Genomic DNA, 20,036 nt, shown 5'->3' on the forward strand with positions numbered 1-20,036 from the left:
TAATTTTCTTGTAAAGTGGTGTTTATATTAAAGAATTAAATATATTTCAATGGAACAATGCACAAAATATGTATATAAAGTAATAATATGGTAACATAATTAAGCTAAATTTTCAACTTATAAAAAGTTTCTGAAAAATCAAAATTTATTGTAGATAAATGGAATTGAAAACGTTATAATATTTATTAAATAGCAAATTTTAAAAGATACAGTAGAAAAGGAGAGAATAATCAAATGAAATTAGGGGATTACTTATGGGGAGGTTTATTACTTTTATGGGCTGTAGTTTTAGTAGTTCCAGCTACTAGAGAAGTATTTATGGCTATGACACAAGCATATCCATATATAAGTGGCTTTTTAAAATTCTTTGTTTTAGCTACCATGGGAGATATGTTAGGAGCTAGAATTTTATATGGACAGTGGCAAAAGACTAAAGGAATAATTTTTAAAGCAATTATATGGGGAATCGTTGGAATGATGATAACTTTAGCCTTTACATTATATTCAGAAGGAGTGTTGGCTGCACAAAACATAGGCAGATTACCTTTCCATGGTTCAAAATTTGGACATGCATTTTTAACAAGTGTTATGATGAATATTACTTTTGCACCATTTATGTTTTTATTTCATAAATTTAGTGATTTATATATTGATGTTAAATACAGAGGTATGAAAAAGGTAACTATAAATGATTTGGTTAAAGAAGTTGATTTTAATATGCTCATAGGGTTTAGTATGTTAAAAACAATTCCATTTTTCTGGATTCCATGTCATACCCTTGTATTTTTAATGCCACCACAGTATAGAGTAGTTGCTTCGGCTTTCTTATCAATAGCTTTAGGTCTTATGATGGCTATAGCCAAAAAGTCTAAAAAAACTATAGTTAATGAACAAGAGGTCATAGGATAGTACAAGAAGGAGGAGTTTAATGGCAACTTGGATAGCTCATCTTAGAATTGCAGAAAATATATTAAAGAATATGGATGATTTAGATTCTATAGCATTTATACTTGGAAATGTTGGTCCAGATTCTGGAGTTCCCAATGAAGATTGGAGTAGCTTCAATCCACCAAAAAAAATTACTCATTGGATTAATGAAGAAAATAATATAGATGCAGAGAGGTTTTTTGATAAGTATATAAAAAATAATTTCATGGAATATTCAAAATATGCTTATGTCCTTGGATATTATATACACTTGCTTACAGATATTGAATGGTCTAAGTTTTTCAATGAAAAAAAGAATAATGCTCTATATAATAAAAAATTAAAAGAGGATGCAGGTTTTATCTGGACCATAAAAAAAGATTGGTATGGATTAGATTTTTTATATTTAGAAAAAAATCCTAATTTTATTTTTCATACTATATTCAAAAATATAGTAGAGGTACCGGATTATATAGACTATTTTCCTAAAGGGGCCTTAATGAAGCAAGTTAAGTATATAACAGAATATTATTTAGGAGATAATGAAGAGACTAAGGAAAATTTTATATATCTTAATGAAGAAGAAATGGATAAGTTTATTGATGAGACTTCTAAAAAGATATTTAGTATTTTAAAAGGGAAAATTGAATACAAATAAAGTAAGATATATAAGGGATAAGAACTATACATATGATTTTATGTTATAGTTCTTTTATTTTTGCATTCCTTTATGAATATAAGAGCAAATTTTTTATGAAGAATGAGTTAATTATATATATTCAGTAAGGATACTTATTGCATCAATTATTAAAATGGCTTATAATAAAAATAAACTTTGATTGTCAAAGTATTTGAAATTCAAAGTAAAATATCTTAATTTGAAAGGTAGTGTTTTTATGAATATAAAAGGTCTTAAGATAGGAAATATATATGTACCTATGCCTATAATTCAAGGTGGAATGGGAATAGGAGTTTCTAGATCAAAACTTGCATCGGCAGTAACTAATGAAGGAGGAATAGGAGTTATATCTGCAGCGCAAGTAGGATATGATGAAGATGACTTTGAAAGTAATAATTTGGCGGCTAACATTAGAGCTTTAAAAAATCAAATTTTATTAGCAAAAAAAGCTACTGATGGAGGAGTTATAGGAGTTAATATAATGGTTGCTATGAATAATTATAAAGAGCATGTTAAGGCAGCCATAGAAGGTGGTGCGGATATTATTATTTCAGGAGCTGGAATACCAATGGAATTACCAAAATTAATCAAAGGGTTTTCAGTAAAGATTGCACCAATAGTATCTTCTTTAAAGTCAGCTAAAGTTATTATGAAGCTTTGGGATAGACATGATAAAGTAGCCCCTGACATGGTTATAGTCGAAGGACCAAGAGCAGGAGGGCATTTAGGATTTAAAAAGGAAAATATAAATATGACTGAAGAAGACTTTGATAAAGAAGTAGTAGATATAATTAATGAAACTAAAATTTATGGAGAAAAGTATAATAAGGAAATTCCAGTAGTAGTGGCTGGAGGTATATATGATGGAAAAGACATAGCTAAATACTTAAAACTAGGAGCGGATGGAGTTCAAATGGCAACTAGATTTGTAGCAACAGTAGAATGTGATGCATCAGAAAATTTTAAGAAGGCTTATGTTGATTCAAAAGAAGAGGATATAGTTATAGTAGATAGTCCTGTAGGGTTACCAGGAAGAGCTATATGTAATCCCTTTGTAGAGAATACTTTTAAAGGAAAATTGAAGGTGGAAAAATGCTATAGATGTATATCTCACTGTAATCCAAAAGAAACTCCTTATTGCATTAGTGAAGCACTAATAAATGGTGTTAAGGGAAATATGGATGAAGCTTTAGTGTTTTGTGGAGACAATGCCCATAGGATAAAAAGTATAGTTACAGTAAAGGAATTAATGGAGGAGTTAAAAGCAGAAATTTTAAAAGCATAAAATCCAGAAATAAATTATAAAGATTAAATTTAGAATTAACAAAAAAATTAAAAATTTTTAATTTAGGTTTTACTAATGATGAAAATATGTAATAATAATATGTATGTTTTATTATTAGGATGAGGTGTAAAGATGAAAATTGGATTTGATCACGAAAAATATCTGGAAGAACAATCAAAATATATTTTAGAGAGAGTTAATAATTATGATAAACTTTATCTAGAGTTTGGGGGAAAACTTTTATTTGATATGCATGCTAAAAGAGTTTTGCCAGGCTTTGATGAAAATGCAAAAATAAAGTTACTTCATAAGCTTAGAGAAAAGGCAGAAATAATTATATGTGTATATGCCGGTGATATTGAAAGAAATAAGATAAGAGGCGATTTTGGAATTACATATGACATGGATGTACTAAGATTAATTGATGATCTTAGAGGATATGATTTACAGGTAAATAGTGTGGTTATAACTCGATATAGTGGTCAACCAGCTACTAATATTTTTATAAATAAATTGGAACGTAGAGGTATTAAAGTTTATAAGCATGAAGCTATTAAAGGTTATCCTACAGAGGTTGATACTATCGTAAGTGATGAGGGCTATGGAAGGAATCCATATATAGAAACTACTAAGCCTATAGTAGTAGTAACAGCACCAGGACCAGGAAGTGGAAAATTAGCTACTTGTTTAAATCAATTATACCATGAGAATAAAAGAGGTAATGCAGTTGGATATTCTAAATTTGAAACTTTCCCTGTATGGAATGTGCCTTTGAAACATCCTTTAAATATTGCCTATGAAGCAGCTACTGTTGATCTTAAAGATGTAAATATGATAGACTCTTTTCACTTTGATGCATACAATGAGGTTGCAGTAAACTATAATAGAGATATTGAGATGTTCCCAGTTATAAAGAGGATTATTGAGAAGATAACTGGAAAAGAATCTATATATAAATCACCAACAGATATGGGAGTTAATAGAGTAGGATTTGGAATTACTGATGATGAAGTTGTTAAGGAAGCTTCTATACAGGAGATAATTAGAAGATACTTTAAAACTAGTGTTGAATATAAAAAAGGATATGTAGATGCAGAGGTTTTCCAAAGAATTAAAATAATTATGGAAAGTTTAAATCTTAAACCAGAGGATAGAAAAGTAGTCATTCCTGCTAGAGAATATTCTAGTAAGCTTAAATTAGAAGCAAACAAAAATGATGCCTGCCCTGTAGTAGCGCTAGAACTTGAAGATGGTACTGTTTTAACAGGTAGAAGTTCAGAACTAATGGATGCATCTTCAGCAGCTATTTTAAATGCAGTAAAGTACCTAGCTAACATATCTGATGAGATTCATTTAATTTCACCAGTGGTATTAGAGCCTATAAAAAGTTTGAAAACCAATGCTTTAGGAAGTAATAATACATCTTTAAATTCAGAAGAAATACTGATTGCCCTTAGCATTTGTGCCGCAACTAATCCTATGGCTCAAGTTGCTTTAGAAAAGCTTATAAAGCTTAAAGGGTGTCAAGCTCACTCTACTACTATTCTAAGTACTGGTGACGAGCAAATATTTAGAAAACTGGGAATAGATGTTACTTGTGATGCTGAGTATCCTTCACAAAATTTATTTTATAATATGTAAAATAGTATAAATAAAGATAAATGAACAGTGTATATGATGATGAATTTAAAATCATGAAATATACACTGTTTTATTTAGAAAAAAATATATTTCGACATCCTAAGTTTTTTATAGAAATTTATAGTATCTATGGTATATAATATATATAGTAGTAATTAGAAATTTAAATGTGATTTAGGAGGGAACATGGTTAAGAATAAAAGAAATTTTATTTTGAATGATAACTTATACAAAGTAATAGGTGTCTTAGCAATTCCTATTATGATAAATAATTTAATACAAACACTATATAATTTAGTTGATGGTTTATGGGTAAGTAAAATTGGATCAGTAGAATTTGCAGCTACAGGGTTTGTTTGGCCAGTTAATTTTTTATTTATATCTATCGGAATGGGTTTATCTATAGCTGGTACATCTATAATTTCACAATTTATTGGAGCTGATAAATATGAAGAAGCTAATAAGTATGCAAGTCAACTTATTGTAGTATCTTTTTTATCTTCAATACTATTTGCTATAGTAGGATATATAATATCTCCCTTTGTTGTAAGAATAATGGGAGGGACAGGGGAACTCGCAAGAAATAGTATAATATATTTAAGAATTACCTTCTTAGATATGCCTTTTATGTTTTTATTTTTTAATTTTAACTCCATAATGAATGCAGAGGGAAATACAGTATTTCCAACTGTTCTTAGTGCAATTAGTGCAGTTTTTAATATGATTTTAGATCCAATATTTATATTTACATTTAATATGGGAATCGCAGGAGCAGCTATAGCAACTCTATTGTCAAAGGCTATTTTAGCAACAGCTGGAATTTATGTATTAATGAGAAAATCATCTAAGGTAAGACCTTCTTTTAGGAACTTTAGATTTAATGGGGAAATAATTAAGAAAATCATATCAGTTGCTCTACCATCATCTATTGGACAATCTGGTTCAGCCTTAGGATTTATGGCTTTAAATGGCTTTATAGTATCCTATGGCACAGCTACACTAGCAGCTTTTGCTATGGTAAATAGAATTACATCTCTTGTGAGTCAACCGGCTATGGGAATTGGAGCAGCTCTTACGTCTATTATAGGTCAAAACCTAGGGTGTAACCAATTAAAAAGAGCTAAGGAAGCCTTTGCAAAGGCTATAAAGCTTACCATAGGTTTCTCAGCTTTAGGGTTAATTGTCTTATTAGCTTTTGATAAACAAATTATAGGTTTCTTTATGCAGTCTAAGGACGACATGATGGTAATTTCAGAGGGTATAACATATTTACAATATATAGCATGGTCTATGCCACTTATGGGTATATTCAGTGTATTGCAGGGTGTATTTCAGGGATCTGGTCATACTAGATATTCTATGGAGATGGAAGTGGGAAGACTTTGGTTTGTGAGACTTCCTATGATATTAATATTTAAAAACTTTACTAACATAGGTTCTGTAGGTATATGGTTTTCTATGAGTTTTAGTAATCTTATAATATGTATTTTTGGATATATAATGTATCGCAAAGGAGCCTGGGAGAAAAATATAATTCATCATAAGGATTGCAGAGAATTGAAAGAGGCAAATTAAAGGAATCTATGGGATGAAATCAGAATTAATGTTAAAAAATACACATGGGATAAATAATTATCCTATGTGTATTTAATATATATTATTGTTTTATACTTATCTATATTATTGATAGTGTTTTAGAAGTTAATCATTTTCATAAAATTTTGTGCATTGAGCACGGCGAAAGGAATGAATGTTATTATGGATGAGATTTTAGTTGAAGAATATAGGGGAGAACTTTTAGAATGTGTACATAGAGGATATATATGTTGTGTAAATGAAGATGGACAGGTTGTTTACTCTATAGGTGATCCTGAATTTGTAACTTATATGAGATCATCAGCAAAACCAATACAAGCTATTCCATTAATAAAGAGAGGCATTGATACAAAGTATAATCTTAGTGATAAAGAAATTACAGTTATGACTGGCTCTCATAGGGCAGAACTATTTCATGTTACGGCATTAGAATCTATAATGGATAAAGTCCAGATAGCTGAAGATGAACTTATATGTTTACCTACATATCCATTATCAATGAATGCTAAAGAAGAAGTACTAAGAAATGGTGGAGAAAAGAGGCGAATTTATCACAACTGTTCAGGAAAACATATGGGAATTTTAACTTTATGCACTGATATGAACTGTGATAAAAGGGAATATTGGAATATTAATAGCCCAGCACAACAGGAAATTCTTTCTCATATTTCAATGATGTCTGAATATCCAAGAGAACAGATAAAAATTGGTACAGATGGATGTGGAGTTCCTGTATTTGCAATGCCTATGAAAAATTTAGCCATGGCTTATATGAAGATGGCATGTCCTAACACTATTACGGATGGGTTAACACGAGATGCAGTAATAAAGCTTACTAAATTAATGAATGAAAATTATGAGATGGTTTCCGGTACTGATTTAATATGCTCATTACTATTAATGGATAATAATATAGTGGCAAAGGGTGGAGCAAAAGGAGTATATTGTTTTGGACTTAGAGATGAAAGACTTGGATTTTCAATTAAGATAATAGATGGATCAGAAGAGGAATGGCCGCTAATTGTAGCATCTATATTAGAGCAGATTAATTATAAAAATAAAGATACTATAGATAGACTAAAAAGGGTATTTCCAAGGGTTATTGTTAATGATAATAATAAAGAAGTAGGAGAAAGTATTGTAAGATTTAAGCTATAGCAGATCAACCTATTTCTAATATTAAGATTACTTAGATAGTTATATATTAATATGTAATTATTTGCAGGAAGTATATTACATATTAAAAGGTTGAGATGGAGGTAATTAATAATGAAAGAAAATGTTTTAGTAGAGATATGTTGTGGTTCACTAGAAGATGTTATAATAGCTAAAAAAGCTGGAGCCCATAGGGTAGAGTTAAATTCAAATATGTTTTTGGGGGGAATAACCCCATCAATAGGTACTATTGAAGAAGCTAAAAAATTAGTAGATATTCCTATTATGGTAATGATAAGACCGAGAGGAGCTGGATTTTGTTATTCTGAATATGAAATTAAAACCATGGAACGAGATATGAAAGCAGCAATTAAAGCTGGTGCTGATGGTATAGTATTTGGAGCATTACGGGAAGATGGTACTCTTGATGTAGAATTATGCAAAAGGTTTATGGATATTATAGGAGATAGAGAAGCTATATTCCATCGTGCCTTTGATGTAGTGAAAGACCCCTTTAAAGTATTGGATACTTTAGATGATTTAGGTATAAAAAGAATTCTTACTAAGGGACAAAAAAACACAGTAGAAGATGGAGCAGAATTTTTAAAAGAGTTGATAAAGTATAGTAAGGGAAAAATTGAAATACTTCCAGGGGGGGTAAGACCTCATAATGTAAAATGGATGATCGAAAATATGAAGTTTAATCAGCTTCATGTAGCTTCTTTTACTAGAAGAAAAGATAAATCAACCCAATGCAATCCAGAAGTTTACTTTGGAAGTCCTCTAAATCCAAAAGAGATTGACTATGATATAGCTAATTACGAATATTTAAAAGAAATGTGTGAGAATATAAAAACTATTACTAAAGCTAATTGTATAAAATAGATAAAAATTATTTTTAATAAAGGTTGTTTCATATTAAATTTGAGACAACCTCTTTTTGTTAATTTAACCTTTAAAATAATAGTATACCTTTATAAATAAGAGCACAATATATATTAAGATAATTAACTATTTATATAAGGAGGATTAGTAATGAGGAAACTAAAATATTCTTCTGTAGTTGTGCTTATACTTATATGTATATTTTATACTTTCAATTTAGCTTTAGCTGAAGACGATATGGAATCTACTGACAAGGAATACTTAAAAAAAGTAGTATATCTAACTTTTGATGATGGACCTACCAATAATACTTTAAAGATACTGAAGATTTTAGAAGAAGAAAATGTTAAAGCTACATTTTTTGTTATAGGAGAACTAGCTAAAGAAAATTCTGATATATTAAAGCAAGTTGAAGGACAAGGGCATGAAATATGTATACATACTTATAATCATAAGAACTGCATCTATTCAAGTAAGGAAGAATATTTAGAAGATTATAATAAAGCTAATAAAGCTATAACAGATGTCCTTGGTCATGAACCTTCAAAATTCATGAGAATGCCTGGAGGGTCTAGCACTACCATTGGAGATAAGGGAACTGTTAGAGCTATTAGAAATGAATTATGTGATGAGGGATTGTACTATGTGGATTGGAATATATCTATTGAGGATGCTCTTTCTACAAATGTGCCTGTAGAAAAACTTTTATCTACCTTTAAAAAGGAGCTTAAAAAAACTTTTATAGATCCCAATACTGCTATAGTACTCATGCATGATGGGGCCTCAAATTCTACAACACCTAAGGCGCTTCCTTATATAATAAAATATTTTAAGGATAATGACTACGAATTTAAGAATTTTGGAGATATATCTGAGGAAGAATTATCTCACCTTTTGAATCAAAGACAGATTAATAAATATAATCAACCAAAGCAAACGGATGCTTCAAATTAAGAATCTAATCCTTTAAAAATAATAATTACTTTACATGCATAAGTATTATACTTGATTTAATTTGACAAAGGGTTAAAGGTATGTAATATTTATGTATATAATTAATATTTTTGTATAGTTAAAATATTAATTGGAATGATTTTATTTGTAATGAAAATTTATAATTAAAATAAAGTATGTGTAGTATAGTCACAAATTATTTTATTAAGGATGTAGATATTTATGAGTAGTATTTTAAAGAATTTAGATGATGGAAAAGAAAAATCTATAAGAGAAATAGTTCTTAAAGAGCTTCGAACAGCTATATTTACAGGAGATATAAACCCGGGAGATAGATTGATAGAAAATAATATTGCTACAGCTATGGGTGTCAGTAGAACCCCAGTTAGAGAGGCACTAAGACAGTTAGAAAGTGAAGGCTTGGCTGTGAATATCCCTAGAAAAGGCACTATAGTCAAGGGGATTTGTATTGAGGATGCTATAGAGATATATGATATTCGCGAAGTTTTAGAGGGCCTTGCAGTAAGGGGAGCATGTATGCATATTTCTCGAATTGAAATAAGAGAATTGAGAGAAATCATAGAAAATATGAAAAAACTTATTGATACTAATGAAGAAAAGGAATATGTAGAAGTTCACAATAGATTTAATAAAATAATTTTAGATGCTTGTCATAATAAAAGGCTAATATCACAAATGGAATATATATATGAATACTTACAGAGCCTAAGAAAGATTAGTTTAATGACAAAAGAAAGGAAATTAGATGCACTTAAAGAGCATATAGAAATTGTAGATGCTATAGAAGTTGGAGATGAGCAACTTGCTGAAGAAAGAGCAAGAGATCATGTTACACGTGCTAAAAAATCTTTTCAAAATGCAGTGGTTAAATAGTAGTTTATAAACGATTATCTATAAAACATAAAGAATTGTTAATACTAAAATTGTATTAACAATTCTTTTTTTATGCTTTATAGCAAGTTTAAAATTACGAAAATTTTTAAAAAAATATTCAATTTTCTATTGATTTTTATAAACGAATTGTATACACTATAAACAAGATGTATACAATTCGTTTATAAAGTATGAAAAGGGATACAAAACTATTGAATATTTTTAATCAGGAGGCGTAAATATGGAACTTAAAACAGTAGCTAGTGCTGGCACATTGGAATCCAGTGATATTCAAATTATAATTGAACCCTCAACTGCTGGAATAGAAATTACTCTAGAAAGTACTGTTAAAGCACAATTTGGAGAGGAAATAGAAGCAGTTATCAAAGAAACTCTTAAATCCTTGGGAGTAGAAAATGCAAAGGTGTTTGCTAATGATAAAGGTGCAATCAACCCTGTAATAAAAAGTAGAGTTCAGACTGCAGTTCATAGATCAGCTGAAAATAAGGAATATAAATGGATGTAAGGGGAGATTAAGATGAAACTAAGACGTTCGATGCTATTTGTTCCTGGAAATAATCCAGGAATCATAAGAGATGTACACATATACAAACCTGATTCAGTAATGTTTGACTTAGAAGATGCAATTGCTATATCAGAAAAGGATTCTGCAAGATTTTTAGTTCACAATATGTTAAAAAATCTAGGAGATTACTATAAAGAACTGGGTATAGAAACGGTGGTTCGTATCAATGGTTTAGATACAGAATTTTGGCAAGAAGATTTAGCAGCAATAGTTACAGGTGGGGTTGAAGTTGTAAGAATTCCTAAAACTGAAACTGTAGAAGATGTTATGACTGTAGATAGAGAAATAGAAAAAATAGAGAAGGCTTGTGGAAGAGAAATTGGTTCAACAAAGATAATGGTAGCCATTGAATCGGCTTTAGGAGTTATGCATGCCTTTGAAATAGCAAAATCTCCAACTAAAAGGTTAATAGGTATGGCTTTAAGTGGTGAGGATTTTGTAACTAGTATGAAGACAACAAGAACTCCAGAGGGAGATGAGCTTTATGTGGCAAGAGGAATGATTGCTATGGCAGGAAGAGCTTGTGGACTCGAAGTGTTAGATACCGTTTATTCAGATGTAAATAACGATGAAGGATTCCTGAAAGAAGCTAATCTTATTAAGAGAATGGGATTTGGCGGTAAGTCATTAATTCACCCAAGACAAGTTGAGCTTATACACAATGTATATACTCCTAGTGAAAAAGAAATAGTTAAAGCTAAAAAGATAGTGGATGCTACAGCAGAAGCTTTACGTGAAAATAAGGGAGTATTTACTGTAGACGGTAAAATGGTAGATAAACCAATTATAGAGAGAGCTCAAAGAGTTTTAGAACTTGCTAAAGCAGCGGGGGTTTTAGTTGGAGGTGAAGATAATGAATAATAGAATAAGCAAAGAATTATTAAATAGCATACCAGGATATGAGAATAGAATGGTTTATGAAGCTCCCTTTATTAATCAACCAAAGGGAACTATGGTTGAAAGTGATAGTGAAAATTTAAAAGAGCAAGTAAAAAGAACTAAAGTAGTAGAATCTATAAAAGTTGCTATAGAAAAATGTGATATTAAAGATGGGATGACTATTTCTTTCCATCATCACTTTAGAGCTGGAGATAAGCTTTTAATGATGGTAGTAGATACATTAGCAGAAATGGGTATTAAAAATTTAAGAGTAGCATCAAGTTCTTTAACAAGTGCTCATGATGGACTTGTAGCACATATAGAAAATGGTGTTGTAAATAGAATTGAAAGCAGTGGTCTTAGAGGAAAACTTGCGGCTGCAATATCTGAAGGAATTCTAGGTGAGAATCCAGCAGTTATTCGTTCTCATGGTGGAAGAGCTAGGGCTATTGTAGAAGGAGATTTAAAAATAGATGTAGCATTTATAGCAGCTCCATCTGCTGACTGCATGGGAAATGCCAACGGTGTAAAAGGGAAATCCATATGTGGATCTTTGGGATATGCAAAGGTAGATGCAGAGTATGCTAATAAGGTAGTTGTAGTAACAGATACTTTAGTTGATTATCCCAACTTCCCACAGAGCATTCCTCAAACTAAAGTTGACTATGTAGTTGTAGTTGATGAAATTGGTGATTCAAAGGGGATAATGTCTGGAGCAACTAGATTTACATCAAATCCTAAAGAGCTTTTAATGGCAAAAAGAGTACTTGATGTAATGCTTGCATCAGGAAGATTTGTAGATGGATTTTCTATGCAAACAGGCAGTGGTGGAGCATCTCTAGCAGTTACTCGTTTTGTTAAAGAAGAATTAAAGAAAAGAGACATTAAATTAAGTTATGCCCTAGGTGGAATTACAGGACCTATGGTAGACCTTTTAGAAGAGGGGCTTTGCGATACACTATTTGATGTCCAATGCTTTGATTTAAAAGCTGCAGAGTCTATTGGAAAAAATGAAAAACATATAGAAGTTAGTGCAGATTTTTATGCTAATCCATTTAATAAATCAGCTGCAGTTAACAAATTAGATTTTGTTGTCCTAAGTGCATTAGAAATAGATACTGATTTTAATGTTAATGTTATTTCTGGCTCTGATGGAGTTATTAGAGCAGCATCAGGTGGACATAGTGACACAGCAGCTAATGCTGAAATATCAATTTTAGTAGCACCTCTTACAAGAGGAAGAATTGCAACTATAATTGAAAAAGTAACTACTATTGTTACGCCAGGTAGTACAGTAGATGTAGTTGTTACAGATTATGGTGTAACCGTAAATCCAAGAAGACAAGATTTAATCAACAAGTTTAAGAAGGCAGGCCTTCCATTAATAACTATGGAAGAATTAAGAAAAATTGCTGTTAAGCTAATAGGAGTTCCTAAGGAATTAGAGTTCTCTGATGATGTAGTAGCAGTAATTGAATACAGAGATGGAAGTATTATAGATGTAGTTAAAAAGCTTAAAAAGTAATCTAAATATTATCTCTTATTTGAGAGATTTAAACAAATATCTTGTTTACTCTATTAGGATTTACTAAAAGTAAGGCCTAGTAATGAAATTATACAATTTAATTTTAGGAGGATTAATTATGCCAGAAAATCTTATTGAAGAAAAAAAAGGTCCCTTTAAAGTATACGGCATGCCGTGGTACATTTTTGCAGGAGTTGCAGTAGTAGTGTTCTTTGCAGCAATCAAAGGTTTTTTACCTAAAAACTCAGTAGGTGCCTTTGCACTATTATACTCAGTAGGTATATTATTTGCTATGATTGGAGATAGAATTCCAATATGGAAAGAGTATGTTGGAGGAGGGCCAATCCTTGCTTTCCTAGGATCTGCAGCGTTAGTTTACTATGGGATAATACCAGAAGCAAGTGTTGAAGCTGTAAAAATATTCATGGATACTGCAGATTTCTTAGACTTATTTATAGCAGTACTTATAACAGGATCAATATTATCAGTTAATAGGAAACTTCTAATGAAAGCTTTCCTTGGATATATTCCAGCCATATTAGGTGGAGTAATTGTAGCGTTTGTACTAGGAGCTATAGGTGGAGCTATGTTTGGCATTCCTATGTCAGAAATAGCTACTAAGTATGTACTTCCAATAATGGGTGGTGGTACTGGAGCAGGAGCAATTCCAATGAGTGAAATATACTCAAGTGTTACTGGAGGAGATCCTGCAGCATGGTTATCCTTTGCTCTATCAATTCTTACAATAGCTAATATTATAGCTATAATAGCAGCGTCAATACTAAATAAATTTGGTGAAACTAAAGCTGGAGCTAAATTTAATGGACATGGTGAATTAATAAGAAATGCAGAAGATATATCTAAGTTAGAAGAAACAAGAGTAGTTAAAGTTACAGCTAGAGAAGTTGCAGTAGGATTAATTCTTGCATGTGCATTTTATGTACTTGGAAATATTTTATCAAAAACTTTAATTATACCAGAGTTTACGTTGATGGGAATCAATGTTAAAATTGATATTCATAGATTTGCATGGATGGTTATTTTAGTAGCTATAGCTAATGTAGCTAATATAATTCCATTAGAATTAAAAGAAGGAGCTAAAAAGCTTCAAGGATTTTTCTCTAAGCAATTCTTACTAGTAGTAATGGTTGGAGTTGGTATAGCTATGACAAATCTTGGAGAGCTTATAGCAGCATTCAATATTGCTAACGTTGTTATAGCAGGCTTAATAGTGACAGGAGCAATTCTTGGATCAGGAATTGTAGGATGGTTAGTAGGATTCTACCCAATAGAGACAGCAATTTCAGCTGGATTATGTATGGCAAACCGTGGAGGATCAGGAGACGTTGCGGTTCTTACAGCAGCAAAACGTATGGATTTAATGTCCTTTGCGCAAATTTCTTCTCGTCTTGGTGGAGGAATAATGCTGATATTAGCAAGTATAGCCTTTGGTATGTTCTTCTAAAATCAGATTTTGAAAATAAATATAAAAAGAGTGTTGCTGTCAACACTCTTTTTATATTATGATACAATGTAAGTATCCTAATAGTTATAAACTTATAATGGAGTGAAAGATATGAGTAAAAAGAAAAATAGAAAAACCAATAAAGAAATTTTACAAGAAGCTCATGCAGAAGGAATGTTTAGTGAAGCAGAAGAAATATCTAAAGGAAAAAAGAAATATGAATTTAAAAGTGGATTTGATGCTGTGTTTTCAGTAATTATTGTAATTATTGCATTACTAATAATATCCTTTGTAAGAAGATACTTTAACTTATAAAATTAAGATAGGATATAATTTATTAAATGAGGTGAAGAAATGTATTATAACACTCAAAAAATAAATCTTAATTCTAAAATAGAAGTAAATAGGGTTGATGAATTTTTAAAGGGATTTGACCTTAAATATGAAGATGTAGATTATACTTTAATAATAGAGGAAGAGGAAGAAATAATAGCTACCTGTTCTAAGAAAAATAATATCGTTAAATGTTTTGCTGTAAGTGAGGATCATCAAGGTCAAGGTATATCAAACATACTTATTACTGATATCACTAATAAACTCTTTGAAGAAGGCATATACCATAACTTTATTTTTACTAAGCCTTCGAATAATTTTCTGTTTCAAGGACTTGGATATAAGGTGATTGTTGATACAGATAAAGTTAGTTTATTGGAAGCAGGGAATAAAAATATCCATAGCGAGTTGAAAAATATAAAGAAGAGTTATGAATTAAAGGAAGAAGAGCAATATGCTGCGTTAATTATGAACTGTAATCCTTTTACATTAGGACATAAATATATAGTTAAGAAAGCAGCTATGGAAAATAGAAATGTTATAATTTTTGTGGTAGAAGAAGAGAAGTCCTCATTTCCATTCCAAGTTAGATTTCAACTAATAAAAGAGGGAGTTAAGGAATTTAATAATGTAACTGTAATACCTGGTGGGAATTATATTATATCATCAGCTACTTTTCCAAATTATTTTTTAAGAAAAGATGACGACATTCTAAAAGAATATACTAAAATAGATGGAAACGTCTTTGGAAAATATTTTTGTAAGGAACTAAATATAACTAAAAGATATGTAGGAAGTGAACCTTACTGCAATGTTACCAATACTTATAATGAAACTTTAAGAGAAGTATTGCCTAAGTACGGTGTGGAAGTTGAAATTATAGAGAGATGCGAGATAGAAAATAAAGCTATAAGTGCGTCTAGAGTTAGAGAATTACTTAAAAAAGAGAGACTAGAAGAAGTAAGGGAGTTAGTCCCATTAACTACCTATGAATTTTTAACAAGCAGTCTAGGAAAAAATATTATAGAGAAGCTTAAACTTAGAGATTTGCCTCATTAAAATAATAAATATTTCCTATGATAAAAATTGGAGGTTAATTAATATACAATAGAAACATTTAATTTTATCATAGTAAGGAAGGGGAAAAGTGATAGGATAATTATTGCCTATCCTTACATTAATATGGACTATACAGAAATAGATGAATTTTTAAATCATAGAGAAAAGAGAGTATTATACCAAGAACAACTTCTGAGAAATACATCTGGTGGAGTTACTCTTGCCACTGTAAGAGTAAACTATCCTGGTATAAAAAAATCTAATTACATTACAGATAGAATTGCCAAGATAATTTGTGAGGATATATATTTATTTCATAATAAAAATATAATTTGTAAAGAAATCTATAAGAATAAAGAAGGAGTAATAGGTCATTTCATCTTTAATACTGATAATATTGAAGTAAAAAAGCAACTTATATATATGGAAGAAAATCATATATTAGGTAGATGTGTAGATATAGATGTGTATTATATTGATGATAGTGATCCATTGATGCCGTCTTTGCGTGGAGTATCTAGAAGTGACATAGGCCTAGAACCTAGAAAATGTTTTTTATGTGAAGAAGAAGCCAGAATATGTTCTAGAAGTCAAAAGCATAGTATAGAGAAGATAAAAGAATATTTTAATAGTAAGTATGAAGAATATACCTGTTATGTAGGTAAAAGAGATAAATTATCCTATGAGATATCTCAACTAGCCCTTAAATCAATGATTACAGAGGTATCAACTATGCCTTCTTATGGATTAGTTTCACCTGTTACAAAGGGGTCTCATAAAGATATGAATTACTATACATTTTTAGAGAGTAGTTTTGCCATAGCACCCTTTATAAAGGAAATGCTAGAAGTAGGATATAGCTATGAAACTCCCAAAAATATTTTTAAAGCTATTAGAATTATTGGAATAAGATGTGAAGATACTATGTTTAAAGTTACTAAAGGAGTAAATACCCATAAAGGCATGATATTTTTAATAGGAGTAGTGGCTACTGCGCTAGGTAAAGCTCTTTATGAGAAATTATCCTTTAATAAAGTTCAAATTATACTAAAGGATATGTGTGAAAATATATTGGATGATTTTAATGATTTGCATAAAAAGAAAGAATTAACTCATGGAGAGGCATTGTATTTAGAATATGGCTTTGCTGGAATTAGAGGAGAAATTAAAAAGGGTCTTGAAAATATTTTCCAGGAAATAATACCCAAACATAAAAGTTCTAATCTAAAAGGAAATGATTTGTATTCTGAAACATTGCTTATGTTGATTAGTAAAGTAGAAGATAGTACCATTGTACATAGACAAAATATAGAAAAATTACGTGAAGTTCAAAGACGAGCCTATGAAATTTTAAACTTGGGGGGCTTCAATAGCGAAGAAGGAATTAAAGCAGCACATGACTTTGAAAAGCAGTGTATAGACGAAAATGTGAGTCCGGGAGGATCAGCGGACTTATTGGCATTAGTTATATTTTTGACAGAGTCTGAAAGGTTCTTTTCATAAACTTTAACTCGTTACAGATGTAAATTTTTAAAGTAGATATATTTAATTAACACATGATGTTAAATATATCTACTTTATTTTATAAATTTTTCAAAAATACCCATGGAATATAGAGAATTTATAATAATCATATATAGAAATTAATGTAAAATTAAAGTAAATATAAAAAAATACAGGAATAATAGTTTACATATTTAATATAATATATAGAAATTAATTAAAAAAATAATTATTATTTTGTATTGAAATATTTGAAAATTCAGTATAAAATGTAGTAGTGATAATAATTTAACAAGCATTGTAGGGGGGAAAACAATGAAAACATCCTTTAATTATGAAGAACTAGATGTTATATTAAAAAATCATGGATATAACCCTAGTAGTATAATTGCAATATTACAAGATACTCAGGAGATATATAGATATCTTCCAGAGGAAATATTTCCATATTTCTCTAAAAAATTAGGTGTTAGTGAAGCAAAAATTTACAGCGTAGCTACATTCTATGAAAACTTTTCTTTAGAACCTAAAGGGAAATATGTAATAAAAATATGTGATGGAACAGCATGTCACGTAAGAAAATCTATACCAATATTAGAGAAGCTAAGAAGTGAATTAAATCTTTCAGAAAACAAAGTTACTACAGACGATTTAATGTTTACTGTGGAAACGGTTTCATGTCTCGGAGCCTGTGGTTTAGCACCAGCACTAACTGTTAATGACAAGGTTTATGGGGCTATGACTCCTGAGAAGGCAATAGAACTTTTAAATATGCTTAAGGAGGACAAATAATATGCTTCTTAATAGAGAGGATTTAATTAATATAAGAAATACCTATAAAGAAAGCTTTCACAACGAAAAGGTAAAAATTCTTGTATGTGGAGGTACTGGTTGTATAGCAGGTGGTTCATTAGAAATATACGATGAGTTTGTAAGACTAATGAAGGAAAAAGATATAAGATGCGAGGTTAAATTAGAAAAAGAATCTCATGAAAAATCTGTTGGAATTAAAAAAAGTGGTTGCCATGGATTCTGTGAGATGGGACCTCTAGTAAGAATTGAACCATGGGGATATTTATACATAAAGGTTAAGCCACAGGATTGTGAAGAAATTATAGATAAGACTATTGTTTTAGGTCAATGTGTAGATAGATTGGCTTATGAAAAAGATGGTAAGGTTTACAGAACCCAAGATGAAATACCTTTCTATAAAAAACAAACTAGATTGGCATTAGAACATTGTGGTCATATTGATTCTACATCTATAGAAGAATATTTTGCTATAGGTGGATATTCTGCTTTAGAAAAAGTACTATTTGATATGAGTTCAGATGAAATTATAAAAGAAATCGATGATTCTAATTTAAGAGGCCGTGGCGGCGGTGGTTTCCCAACTGGGCGTAAGTGGGGTCAAGTAAAACGTCAACCTGAGGGCGAGAAGTACATTGTATGTAATGGTGATGAGGGAGATCCAGGTGCCTTTATGGATAGAAGCATAATGGAAGGAGATCCACATAGAGTTATAGAGGGAATGATGGTTGCAGCAGTAGCCTGTGGAGCACAGGAAGGATATATATATGTACGTGCAGAATATCCGCTTGCTGTTAGCAGATTAAAGAATGCTATAGTAGAAGCTAAAAGGTATGGAATATTAGGTGAGAACATTCTTGGTACAGGTTTTAGTATGGATATAAAAATCAATAAAGGAGCAGGTGCTTTTGTATGTGGAGAAGGAAGTGCACTAACAGCTTCTATTGAAGGAAAAAGAGGTATGCCTAGAGTTAAGCCACCAAGAACTGTAGAACAAGGATTGTTTGGAAAACCAACAGTACTTAATAACGTAGAAACCTTTGCTAATGTACCTATAGTAATTGAAAAGGGAGCAGATTGGTATAAAACCATGGGTCCAGAAAAGAATAATGGAACAAAAGCTTTTGCATTAACAGGAAACATCGAAAATACAGGACTTATTGAAGTTCCAATGGGTACAACCTTAAGAGAAATAATATTTGATATAGGTGGAGGAATAAGAGGAGGAGCAGAGTTTAAAGCTGTTCAAATTGGAGGGCCTTCAGGTGGTTGTTTAACAAAAGAACATTTAGATTTACCACTAGATTTTGATTCATTAAAGAAAGCTGGAGCTATGATAGGTTCTGGTGGGTTAGTTGTAATGGATGAAAATACTTGTATGGTAGAAGTAGCTAGATTCTTTATGAACTTTACTCAAAATGAGTCTTGTGGTAAGTGTATACCATGTCGTGAAGGTACTAAGAGAATGCTTGAAATACTAGAGAGAATTGTAGCAGGTAAAGGTGAAATTGAAGATATTGATTTATTATTAGAACTTGCAGATACAATATCTTCTACAGCTTTATGTGGATTGGGAAAAACTGCAGCATTTCCAGTAGTAAGTACGATAAAGAATTTCCGTAGTGAGTATGAAGCTCATATTATCGATAAAAAATGTCCAACCAAGACATGTCAAAAACTTAAGACTATCTATATAGATGCAGACCTTTGCAAGGGTTGTTCAAAATGTTCAAGAATTTGTCCAGTAGGTGCCATTTCAGGTAAGGTTAAAGAACCTTTTGTAATTGATAAAAATAAATGTATTAAATGTGGTGCCTGTATTGAAGCTTGTGCCTTTAAAGCTATAAAGGAGGATTAATA

At 30.7% G+C, this 20,036-nt stretch carries 18 protein-coding genes; all 18 read left to right on the plus strand.

Features of this window, described 5'->3' with window-relative positions; all coding sequences use genetic code 11:
- The first annotated feature begins 234 nt into the window (after positions 1-234).
- The 18 genes from B3J31_RS06735 to nuoF all read left to right on the plus strand — a co-directional run bounded on the left by B3J31_RS06735 (position 235) and on the right by nuoF (position 20,034).
- The gene (locus tag B3J31_RS06735) at positions 235-909 is read left to right on the plus strand and encodes a hypothetical protein (RefSeq protein ID WP_346867973.1); all 675 of its coding nucleotides are present in this window, start codon (positions 235-237) and stop codon (positions 907-909) included.
- A gap of 19 nt (positions 910-928) precedes the next feature.
- The gene (locus B3J31_RS06740; protein WP_346867972.1) at positions 929-1,585 is read left to right on the plus strand and encodes a zinc dependent phospholipase C family protein; all 657 of its coding nucleotides are present in this window, start codon (positions 929-931) and stop codon (positions 1,583-1,585) included.
- Positions 1,586-1,823: 238 nt separating this feature from the next.
- Entirely contained in the window at positions 1,824-2,891 is a 1,068-nt protein-coding gene (locus B3J31_RS06745) for a nitronate monooxygenase (RefSeq protein WP_346867971.1), read from the plus strand.
- Positions 2,892-3,023: 132 nt separating this feature from the next.
- A complete protein-coding gene (locus B3J31_RS06750; protein ID WP_150842459.1) occupies positions 3,024-4,532 on the plus strand; it encodes a DUF1846 domain-containing protein in 1,509 nt (502 codons plus the stop codon).
- Between the two features lie 186 nt (positions 4,533-4,718).
- Complete coding sequence (locus B3J31_RS06755) at positions 4,719-6,107, plus strand: MATE family efflux transporter (RefSeq protein WP_346867970.1); 1,389 nt, start codon at positions 4,719-4,721, stop codon at positions 6,105-6,107.
- Positions 6,108-6,260: 153 nt separating this feature from the next.
- Entirely contained in the window at positions 6,261-7,286 is a 1,026-nt protein-coding gene (locus B3J31_RS06760; protein ID WP_346873797.1) for an asparaginase, read from the plus strand.
- A gap of 111 nt (positions 7,287-7,397) precedes the next feature.
- On the plus strand, positions 7,398-8,168 hold the full coding sequence (locus B3J31_RS06765; RefSeq protein WP_150842462.1) for a copper homeostasis protein CutC: 771 nt from the start codon (positions 7,398-7,400) through the stop codon (positions 8,166-8,168).
- Positions 8,169-8,318: 150 nt separating this feature from the next.
- Positions 8,319-9,122: a polysaccharide deacetylase family protein gene (locus B3J31_RS06770; RefSeq protein ID WP_346873798.1), complete on the plus strand. Its 804-nt coding sequence runs from the start codon at positions 8,319-8,321 to the stop codon at positions 9,120-9,122.
- 222 nt (positions 9,123-9,344) lie between these two features.
- A complete protein-coding gene (locus B3J31_RS06775) occupies positions 9,345-10,016 on the plus strand; it encodes an FCD domain-containing protein (protein ID WP_150842464.1) in 672 nt (223 codons plus the stop codon).
- A gap of 241 nt (positions 10,017-10,257) precedes the next feature.
- On the plus strand, positions 10,258-10,542 hold the full coding sequence (citD, locus tag B3J31_RS06780; RefSeq protein ID WP_346867966.1) for a citrate lyase acyl carrier protein: 285 nt from the start codon (positions 10,258-10,260) through the stop codon (positions 10,540-10,542).
- 12 nt (positions 10,543-10,554) lie between these two features.
- Positions 10,555-11,463 carry an aldolase/citrate lyase family protein gene (locus B3J31_RS06785; protein WP_346867965.1) on the plus strand — a complete coding sequence of 303 codons (909 nt, stop codon included), beginning with the start codon at positions 10,555-10,557 and terminating at the stop codon, positions 11,461-11,463.
- The gene (gene citF / locus B3J31_RS06790; protein ID WP_346867964.1) at positions 11,456-13,006 is read left to right on the plus strand and encodes a citrate lyase subunit alpha; all 1,551 of its coding nucleotides are present in this window, start codon (positions 11,456-11,458) and stop codon (positions 13,004-13,006) included. The genes B3J31_RS06785 and citF overlap by 8 nt, the downstream gene beginning before the upstream one ends.
- 118 nt (positions 13,007-13,124) lie before the next feature.
- On the plus strand, positions 13,125-14,471 hold the full coding sequence (gene citS, locus B3J31_RS06795; protein ID WP_150842467.1) for a citrate/sodium symporter CitS: 1,347 nt from the start codon (positions 13,125-13,127) through the stop codon (positions 14,469-14,471).
- A 111-nt stretch (positions 14,472-14,582) separates the two neighbouring features.
- Positions 14,583-14,786: a hypothetical protein gene (locus B3J31_RS06800; protein ID WP_150842468.1), complete on the plus strand. Its 204-nt coding sequence runs from the start codon at positions 14,583-14,585 to the stop codon at positions 14,784-14,786.
- 39 nt (positions 14,787-14,825) lie between these two features.
- Entirely contained in the window at positions 14,826-15,863 is a 1,038-nt protein-coding gene (citC, locus tag B3J31_RS06805) for a [citrate (pro-3S)-lyase] ligase (protein WP_346867962.1), read from the plus strand.
- Positions 15,864-15,986: 123 nt separating this feature from the next.
- Positions 15,987-17,366, plus strand: a complete 1,380-nt coding sequence (gene citG, locus B3J31_RS06810; protein ID WP_346867961.1) for a triphosphoribosyl-dephospho-CoA synthase CitG — start codon at positions 15,987-15,989, stop codon at positions 17,364-17,366.
- A 315-nt stretch (positions 17,367-17,681) separates the two neighbouring features.
- A complete protein-coding gene (locus tag B3J31_RS06815; protein ID WP_346873799.1) occupies positions 17,682-18,158 on the plus strand; it encodes an NAD(P)H-dependent oxidoreductase subunit E in 477 nt (158 codons plus the stop codon).
- Position 18,159: 1 nt separating this feature from the next.
- Positions 18,160-20,034, plus strand: coding sequence for an NADH-quinone oxidoreductase subunit NuoF (gene nuoF / locus B3J31_RS06820; protein ID WP_346873800.1), 1,875 nt, complete (start codon positions 18,160-18,162; stop codon positions 20,032-20,034).
- The last annotated feature ends 2 nt before the right edge of the window (positions 20,035-20,036 follow it).

Origin of the sequence: Clostridium sp. UBA5988, assembly GCF_002435615.1 — a bacterium.
GTDB classification, from domain to species: Bacteria; Bacillota; Clostridia; order Clostridiales; family Clostridiaceae; genus Clostridium_J; species Clostridium_J sulfidigenes.

What these genes read in the sequence shown, in the direction of transcription:
- B3J31_RS06800 (WP_150842468.1), top strand. Translation starts at nt 14,583, where the DNA reads ATGAGTAAAAAGAAAAATAGAAAAACCAATAAAGAAATTTTACAAGAA.
- B3J31_RS06750 (WP_150842459.1), top strand. Translation starts at nt 3,024, where the DNA reads ATGAAAATTGGATTTGATCACGAAAAATATCTGGAAGAACAATCAAAA.
- B3J31_RS06755 (WP_346867970.1), top strand. Translation starts at nt 4,719, where the DNA reads ATGGTTAAGAATAAAAGAAATTTTATTTTGAATGATAACTTATACAAA.
- B3J31_RS06765 (WP_150842462.1), top strand. Translation starts at nt 7,398, where the DNA reads ATGAAAGAAAATGTTTTAGTAGAGATATGTTGTGGTTCACTAGAAGAT.
- B3J31_RS06745 (WP_346867971.1), top strand. Translation starts at nt 1,824, where the DNA reads ATGAATATAAAAGGTCTTAAGATAGGAAATATATATGTACCTATGCCT.
- B3J31_RS06785 (WP_346867965.1), top strand. Translation starts at nt 10,555, where the DNA reads ATGAAACTAAGACGTTCGATGCTATTTGTTCCTGGAAATAATCCAGGA.
- B3J31_RS06740 (WP_346867972.1), top strand. Translation starts at nt 929, where the DNA reads ATGGCAACTTGGATAGCTCATCTTAGAATTGCAGAAAATATATTAAAG.
- citC (WP_346867962.1), top strand. Translation starts at nt 14,826, where the DNA reads ATGTATTATAACACTCAAAAAATAAATCTTAATTCTAAAATAGAAGTA.
- citD (WP_346867966.1), top strand. Translation starts at nt 10,258, where the DNA reads ATGGAACTTAAAACAGTAGCTAGTGCTGGCACATTGGAATCCAGTGAT.
- nuoF (WP_346873800.1), top strand. Translation starts at nt 18,160, where the DNA reads ATGCTTCTTAATAGAGAGGATTTAATTAATATAAGAAATACCTATAAA.
- citF (WP_346867964.1), top strand. Translation starts at nt 11,456, where the DNA reads ATGAATAATAGAATAAGCAAAGAATTATTAAATAGCATACCAGGATAT.
- B3J31_RS06775 (WP_150842464.1), top strand. Translation starts at nt 9,345, where the DNA reads ATGAGTAGTATTTTAAAGAATTTAGATGATGGAAAAGAAAAATCTATA.
- citS (WP_150842467.1), top strand. Translation starts at nt 13,125, where the DNA reads ATGCCAGAAAATCTTATTGAAGAAAAAAAAGGTCCCTTTAAAGTATAC.
- B3J31_RS06770 (WP_346873798.1), top strand. Translation starts at nt 8,319, where the DNA reads ATGAGGAAACTAAAATATTCTTCTGTAGTTGTGCTTATACTTATATGT.
- B3J31_RS06735 (WP_346867973.1), top strand. Translation starts at nt 235, where the DNA reads ATGAAATTAGGGGATTACTTATGGGGAGGTTTATTACTTTTATGGGCT.
- B3J31_RS06815 (WP_346873799.1), top strand. Translation starts at nt 17,682, where the DNA reads ATGAAAACATCCTTTAATTATGAAGAACTAGATGTTATATTAAAAAAT.
- citG (WP_346867961.1), top strand. Translation starts at nt 15,987, where the DNA reads ATGGACTATACAGAAATAGATGAATTTTTAAATCATAGAGAAAAGAGA.